The following is a 230-nucleotide window of genomic DNA, read 5'->3' as shown; positions in this document are numbered from 1 at the left end:
AATTTCCGTATTCGTCTTGTAAAAGGTGCTTATAAAGAATCAGCAGAAATCGCCTATCAAGATAAGAAAGATATTGATGCCAACTTTATTAAGATTGTCGAATGGCATTTGTTACATGGGAAATTCACTTCGATTGCAACACATGATCATCGAATCATCCAGCATGTGAAGGAATTTGTAAAGAAGCACGATATTCCGAATGACAAATTTGAGTTCCAAATGCTTTATGG

Annotated in this window: 1 protein-coding gene; it reads left to right on the top strand. The window is 35.2% G+C overall.

Annotated elements, in window-relative coordinates:
- Window positions 1-230: proline dehydrogenase family protein (locus tag COJ96_RS25405; protein ID WP_180230260.1), on the top strand; the 230-nt coding region annotated here is incomplete at both ends.

This window comes from Bacillus sp. AFS073361, from assembly GCF_002567005.1.
Taxonomy (GTDB): Bacteria; Bacillota; Bacilli; order Bacillales; family Cytobacillaceae; genus Neobacillus.
Note: the sequence above shows the minus strand (reverse complement) of the source record. Positions and strands in the feature narration are given on the sequence as shown.